This is a genomic window from Carboxydothermus pertinax (assembly GCF_001950255.1).
Classification (GTDB): domain Bacteria; phylum Bacillota; class Z-2901; order Carboxydothermales; family Carboxydothermaceae; genus Carboxydothermus; species Carboxydothermus pertinax.
Genome location: NZ_BDJK01000019.1, coordinates 21999 through 28508, shown reverse-complemented (window position 1 = coordinate 28508; position 6510 = coordinate 21999). Strand labels below are relative to the sequence as shown.

6 protein-coding genes and 1 pseudogene are annotated in these 6510 nt (G+C 40.0%); 4 read left to right on the top strand and 3 right to left on the bottom strand.

Annotated features, from left to right (window positions below; genetic code table 11):
• Positions 1 to 490 (bottom strand): annotated as a pseudogene (locus cpu_RS06565) (divalent metal cation transporter); the annotation flags it as partial.
• A 166-nt stretch (positions 491 to 656) separates the two neighbouring features.
• Here cpu_RS06565 and cpu_RS06560 point away from each other — a divergent pair.
• The gene (locus cpu_RS06560) at positions 657 to 1346 is read left to right on the top strand and encodes a hypothetical protein (protein ID WP_075859234.1); all 690 of its coding nucleotides are present in this window, start codon (positions 657 to 659) and stop codon (positions 1344 to 1346) included.
• A gap of 86 nt (positions 1347 to 1432) precedes the next feature.
• Here the strand turns inward: cpu_RS06560 and bioB are convergent, their stop codons facing one another.
• A complete protein-coding gene (gene bioB / locus cpu_RS06555) occupies positions 1433 to 2410 on the bottom strand; it encodes a biotin synthase BioB (RefSeq protein WP_075859233.1) in 978 nt (325 codons plus the stop codon).
• Between the two features lie 206 nt (positions 2411 to 2616).
• Positions 2617 to 3294, bottom strand: coding sequence for a hypothetical protein (locus cpu_RS06550; protein ID WP_075859232.1), 678 nt, complete (start codon positions 3292 to 3294; stop codon positions 2617 to 2619).
• A 140-nt stretch (positions 3295 to 3434) separates the two neighbouring features.
• On the opposite strand from cpu_RS06550, the gene cpu_RS06545 reads away from it, so the two are divergent.
• The 3 genes from cpu_RS06545 to cpu_RS06540 all read left to right on the top strand — a co-directional run bounded on the left by cpu_RS06545 (position 3435) and on the right by cpu_RS06540 (position 6412).
• Entirely contained in the window at positions 3435 to 4355 is a 921-nt protein-coding gene (locus cpu_RS06545) for an MBL fold metallo-hydrolase (protein ID WP_075859231.1), read from the top strand.
• 331 nt (positions 4356 to 4686) lie between these two features.
• Entirely contained in the window at positions 4687 to 5106 is a 420-nt protein-coding gene (locus cpu_RS13515) for a hypothetical protein (protein WP_143299303.1), read from the top strand.
• On the top strand, positions 5090 to 6412 hold the full coding sequence (locus cpu_RS06540; RefSeq protein ID WP_143299302.1) for a 4Fe-4S binding protein: 1323 nt from the start codon (positions 5090 to 5092) through the stop codon (positions 6410 to 6412). The genes cpu_RS13515 and cpu_RS06540 overlap by 17 nt, the downstream gene beginning before the upstream one ends.
• Positions 6413 to 6510: the final 98 nt, after the last annotated feature.

The following is a 6510-nucleotide window of genomic DNA, read 5'->3' as shown; positions in this document are numbered from 1 at the left end:
GGGTTGTGATTATAGCCACATAAGCCGTAAGCAAAATCATAACCCCACCTAAAACCTTAGCGGTCAAATCAATTTTACTCCCCAAATCTTTAGATAAGAAAATAAATATGGCAAAAACAGCAGAAATGACTGCTCCCCACTTCGGGCTAATCCCGGTTATGACATTCACCGCCATACCTGTCCCAGCAATATTGCCGATATTAAAGGCAAAACCCCCTAAAACAATTAAAAAGGTAATAAAAACTCCCAGTCCAGGCAGCACCTGATCGACCAACTCCTGTCCTGGTCTTTTCGTCATAGTAATTATCCGCCAGATGTTTAGCTGAGCTCCAATATCCAGCAAAATGGACATAAGGATAACAAAACCAAAGCTGGTAAGAAGTTGTTCGGTAAATACCGCCGTTTGGGTTAAAAATCCGGGACCAATAGCGGAAGTTGCCATTAAAAACGCTGCCCCTAAAACTGCTCCTGCTCCTTTTTTTGACATCATCTCACTCTCCCTCTATTTTTTCCTGCTCAAAAGTATATATTTCGACTTTAGTTAATGAAAGTACCGTTTCTCATGTATATTGTATTTTCTATGTATTTTGTGGGCCAGATCACAGAATTTTCTTGATTTTTAGGGTTTAATGGTAGTAAGGAAAGGAAGTGGCATTATGAGCATGTGGAAATGTCCCGGTCAGGACCGGAGTTTCTGGAAAATCGATGATATTTTTGAATCCCCCTGCCCGCACTGTGGAGAAGTGATTGAGTTCTGGAAAGATGACATCACCATAAAATGTCCGCACTGCAAAAACTTTGTCACCAATCCTAAATTTAATCCCGGTTGCGCCGCCTGGTGTAATTACGCCGACAAATGCCTGGGAACTGTAGCCAACGAAATTCAAAGTCAGCCGGAAATAGTGAAAACCCGGGTAGAAGTTAACGTGCGAAAGTACCTGTTTAACCAACCGGAACTTTTGGGGTTATCTTTAAAAGCCGGGGAATATGCCGAAAAGCTTTCCGAAAAACTCTTAATTTCCCCCTTAGTTCCGGTGGTAGCCGCTTATTTTCATACGATAACGGAAAAAAGCACCCGCCAGGACCTGGCCCAAAAGGCAAAAGTTCCGATTGAGGCATATCAAGCCGTAGAAAAGCTTTTAATGGGAGAAGGAGAAGAAAAAGCAGCTCGGGTCTTTTCTGATGCAGTAAAATTAGCCGCATTCCACCATAAAACTTTAGAAGAAGCTACTTTGGAGTTTAATAAACTGCAAAGCGAACTAACTCTTGCCGAATCCCGGGAATTGGCCCAAAAGATTTATGAGATAAAAGAAAAACTCCTTAAAAAGAAAATAGAGAAGATTTAAAAAGCAGGCTATTTGAACCGGTTGCAATTGAAAGACCCTGCATTTTTAGCAAAATTGCAGGGTCTAATTTTTTATAACCTTTTCTCTTAAATTTTCAAACCTAAATCTCTGATCATCTGTAAATCTGTTTCCACTTCCCGGCCTTTAGTGGTTAAATAATGCCCGATTAACATGCCGTTTAATCCCGCCATTAATCCCAAAGCCTGCATATCCCGCAAATTTACCTCCCGGCCACCGGCATACCTGATATTTTTATCCGGTAAAATGAAGCGGAAAATGGCAAAAGTCTTAACAACTTCCAGGGGCGATAAAAGCGGCCGGTTTTCCAGTTTTGTCCCCTTAATTGGATTAAGCACATTTATCGGTACGGCATCTACATCCAATTCCTTTAGCGTAAAAGCAAACTCAATCCGCTGTTCCATCGTTTCTCCCATGCCGATAATACCGCCACAACATACTTCCATGCCGGCTTTTTTGACCCTTTTAATGGTTTCTATCCGTTCATCATAAGTATGAGTTGTAACGATATTGTTAAAAAAACTTCGCGCTGTTTCCAGATTGTGATTATATCTTGTAACTCCCACTTCATGCAACATTCTGGCCGCTTTTTCGGTTAATGTGCCCAGGCAAGCGCATAATTTAAGCTTTACTTCCTGACGTAAACGTTGATAAATAGCTAAAATTTTTTTAAAATCCTCGTCCTCCTCGGTCATTCCCAGACCGGCCGTTACCAGATCAAAGCGATGGGCTCCGGCCGCTTCCATCGCCCTGGCCTTGGCTAAAATTTTTTCTTCATCGAGCATTTCAGTGGGTGTAATTTCTGTATGATGATGAGCCGATTGAGCACAAAAGGCACAGTCTTCTGAACAACGACCGGTTTTTACGCTGATTATTGAGCATAAATCCACCTTATCCCCCACAAACTTTTCCCTGATCTTAGCCGCCATCGCTGCTAATACCTGAATATCCGCTCCCTCAGCCTGCGCAAGTTCTATAGCTTCGAATTGGTTAATTTGTCCGCCGGCCAGCACTTTTTGGGTTAATTCAAATATACGGTTAAACATATCAATACCTCCCTCTTTACTGTTATAAATACAGGTTAAATTATATATTGTTAACTATTTTTATTTAAAAGTTAACAAAAATCGCTCGTTAATGCAAGTTGTTTAACATAAAATTAGCCAATAAAAATTAAAAGGCTGTTGAGCATTTATCAACAGCCTTAATCAAAAACCGACTTATCCTAAATCTCCAACTGCCAATTTTTACCCTATTTTTTCCTCTTGCCATTGGCTTTTTCCGCTTGAACCTTAGCTTTTATTTCTATCTGAACCTTGGCTTTTAGTGCTACTACTGTTTTAGCCGTATCCCGCTTCATCTTCATTAAATCCTGCATTTCTTTTTTATTAACAATTCCACCAACCACTTTTACTTCCTTTAAAGTTCCCTGGGCATCGTACTTGACCACCACTTTTGCTCCCACCGGGATTGAAGCAAGGTCTTTTACAGTATACTTCACAAATTTCGGAACAGATACAATCTTTTTGCCCGCTTTTTTCTCTACTAAAGTAAAGATTTTGAGCCCCTTATTTCCGGTTACCTTAACCGCTGCCGGGTCAACAACAGTAAAGCTTTTGGATATGGTAACGTTTTTGTTCATCTTGGCTACGGTAAACACACCGTCTTTGTTATATGCTACTACCCCGGCAAAAGTGTAAACCGCCATACTTACTGCTGGTTGCGGATAAGTAGTTCCTGCGACCGAATTTGTATTATACGTAGTATCAGTTACCGTATTATTATAAGTAGCATTAGTAACTGTAGTGTTAGTTACCGTAGTGTAGGTAGTATCGGTAACCGTCGGGGTAGTCCCTTCTTCCGCCAGAGCAAAACCGGCAAAAGCCACCACCAGGGATAAAGTTAATACTACTGCTATAAGCTTTTTCATGGTATCTACCTCCTTTAAATTTTGTTTTCACTATAATATTCGTAAGCTTTTAAAATTTTAGGGGGGGAAAGGAAAAAATTTTTGCAAAAAAAATTTATTAGGCATAAAATAAAGTTATCCGATAGAAAGAGGGGATAAAGATGCTGGAAAAAATTTCAGAGACAGAAATTTACCGGGTAAAAATACCCGTACCTTTTCCTTTAAAGTATATTAACTGCTACTTAACTTTCGATGAAAAAGGCTGGTATGTTATTGATACCGGAATTAACTACCCTGAGGCTCGAGCGGCCTGGGAAAAAGTAGTTACCGAGTTAGGACTTAAATGGGAAAATTTAAAAACTATTTATTTAACCCATTACCACCCGGACCATTACGGCCTTGCCGGCTATATGCAACAGAAATCCCGGGCCAGGGTCTACATGGCACCGCAGGAGTTTACCGCAGCCCGGGGATTTTTTATCAAAGACCCGGAAGAAATTTATCCAAAGTTTGCCGAATTTTACTTACAAGCCGGTGTTCCCACCGAAAAAAGTGAAGAAATAATTTACCATACTATAAGAAACCGGGAAATGACAGCACCTCATCCGGAAGTTACTTTCATTGCTCCCGGACAAAAAGTACCCTTTGGTAAATATCTTTTAACCACTTACTTTCATCCGGGCCACTCGCCCTCCCATCTTACCCTGCACCTAGAGGAATTAGAGCTTTTATTTTCAGGAGACCATCTCTTGGAAAAAATATCGTCCAATATAAGCTATTGGCCGATGTACAGCGGGCAAAATCCGCTAAAAGACTATTTGCATAGCTTAGAAGCCTTAAAAAATCTTAAGGTAAACTTAATTCTTCCCGGACACGGTAATCCTTTTTCCGATATGTTAGGACGGATCAAAGAACTTTTTGCCCACCATAGGGACCGACTTCAAGAAATTAAAAAGCTTACCGAGGAAGGGCTAAACCCTTATGAAATAACCCTGAAGATTTTCAGGAAAAACCTTAGCCCTCATGAAATTCGCTTTGCGGTAGCGGAAATAATCGCTCACCAAATTTACCTAAAAAGTTAAAGGACTTAGGGCGTAATGCCGTAAAGTCCTTTTTATATATTCTTTTGAAAAAGGCGAGGTAAAACATACCCCGCCTTTTCCTTTTAATCCATATACTATTCAGTTTCCTGGTGTCCATGAAAAATACCTTCAGAATTTTTCGCCAGGTCCTGGAGATAGGTCCAGGTCCCAAATGTAAAGATTAAAATCACCACACCGGCAATTATGAACATCATATTATAAAACTACTACAGGTTTTAGTTTTTATTTTTGTAACATTTTTGTTATGCTTTTTAAACATCTCTTTGGTAATTTAGGTACTAGTCAAATCTACCGCAGGAGGTGATAGGTTATGCAAAAAGCAACCAAAATTCTAACCCTTTTAATGCTGTTGCTCTTTATTTTAGGTAGCATAGCTTTAGCCAGCGGCAGCAATAGCCAGGATTCTATGGCTACTAACAGCTCGATGTCTTCGGGGAATATGGATATGTCCAGTAATAACATGGATAGCAACCAGCAAAACACCAAGTCTTCAGAAGATATGGACATGTCCAATAACAGTGCAACTGACCACCAAAAAGCCGCCATCGACAATTCTCCAAATAAAAACATGACTGATGGCCATGAAGTCAAAGATTCTCACTCGTCAGGCGATATCCCGTGGAGTTTTTTAAAAGTTATAGGCATTTTAAATGCAGGCATAATCTTAACTGGGCTTATTGTCCGCCATCTTCCCAAAAGAGAGGAGTTGAAAAATGAGCCAAATTCTTAAAAATATCCTTAGGAGCCGCTGGTATCCGTTAATTTTTCAGATCTTTACCTTATTTTTCTTTAGCATTATTGTTTATACTTTAATCACAGGTCCTGCATCGCCCCATGATAATTTTGGTACCGCCCTTACCTGGGTGCTTTGGTGGCCCATTATCCCGTTTATTTTCCTTTTGTTTGGACGCTTTTGGTGTGCAATCTGTCCTTTTGCCACCATTAACGATATCGTCCAAAAATTTGCAGGAATTAAACTTAAAGTTCCAAACTTCCTTAAAAAATATGGCATTTGGATTATTGATGCTACTTTTATCTTAATAACCTGGTCAGACCATATCTGGGGTATCGTAGAAAATCCCCGGGGTTCCGGAATTCTGCTCCTTTTGATAACCACCGGAGTTATCTTTTCCGGTGTTCTTTTTGAAAGACGCACCTGGTGCCGTTATCTTTGCTTCCTAGGTGGTCTTGCCGGTAACTATTCCCGAACCGGTATGTTAAAACTACGGGCCACCCCGGATATTTGTAAAAATTGTACCACTCTTGCTTGCTATAAAGGGAGCAAAAATACCCCCGGTTGCCCATTATTTGAGGTCCCAAGAAATATGCAAACCAGCGCCACCTGCAATCTTTGCGGCTATTGTGTTAAAAATTGTCCAAACGATTCCATAAATATCTCTTTTAAACCTCCTGCCAGTGAACTTTGGTTCATCAAACGGCCAAGACTGGAAGAGTCATTTTTGGCAATTGTAATTATGGGTATCGTTTTTGTACAAAACATTACCATGCTGGAAATCTGGCAAAAATGGCAAAAGGCTTTAACCAATATCCTCCACACCGATAATTATGCTGTGTTATTTACTGTACTGTTCTTAATTGCAATGGCTGTACCTGTGGTTTTAACATTAATTGCAAGCAAGGGAGTAGCTTTGGTTAATAAGCAAAAGTCCTGGGAAAATTTTGCGCGCTACGGCTATGCCCTTATTCCTCTAGATCTGGCCGGGCATTTGGCGCATAACCTTTTTCACCTCCTTGCCGAAGGAAAATCAATATTTTATACAGGCTTAACCTTTTTCACCGGTCAGGAATTAGACAATATGAGTCGCTCAATAGTCGGCTCCTCTACGATTACTCTTTTGCAATATAGTCTTCTAGTATTAGGTGCAATTTTATCTCTGTATACCGCCTGGAAAATTACAAAAAATAATGAACCTAAAAATACTTTCAATGTTTTTTTACCGTTTGGTATATTAATTATCGTCTTCTTTTTAATTAATATTTACCTCTTTATGCTGCCAATGGCCATGAGGACGTAAATATTATAATCTCGAATCCCTAAACCGCTAGCCACCGATAGATTTCACCTCATGCTAGCCGTCCTTGTTTTAGTTAACGGCTACTACTACCTTCACCG

What these genes read in the sequence shown, in the direction of transcription:
- cpu_RS13515 (WP_143299303.1), top strand. Translation starts at nt 4,687, where the DNA reads ATGCAAAAAGCAACCAAAATTCTAACCCTTTTAATGCTGTTGCTCTTT.
- bioB (WP_075859233.1), bottom strand. Translation starts at nt 2,410, where the DNA reads ATGTTTAACCGTATATTTGAATTAACCCAAAAAGTGCTGGCCGGCGGA.
- cpu_RS06545 (WP_075859231.1), top strand. Translation starts at nt 3,435, where the DNA reads ATGCTGGAAAAAATTTCAGAGACAGAAATTTACCGGGTAAAAATACCC.
- cpu_RS06550 (WP_075859232.1), bottom strand. Translation starts at nt 3,294, where the DNA reads ATGAAAAAGCTTATAGCAGTAGTATTAACTTTATCCCTGGTGGTGGCT.
- cpu_RS06560 (WP_075859234.1), top strand. Translation starts at nt 657, where the DNA reads ATGAGCATGTGGAAATGTCCCGGTCAGGACCGGAGTTTCTGGAAAATC.
- cpu_RS06540 (WP_143299302.1), top strand. Translation starts at nt 5,090, where the DNA reads ATGAGCCAAATTCTTAAAAATATCCTTAGGAGCCGCTGGTATCCGTTA.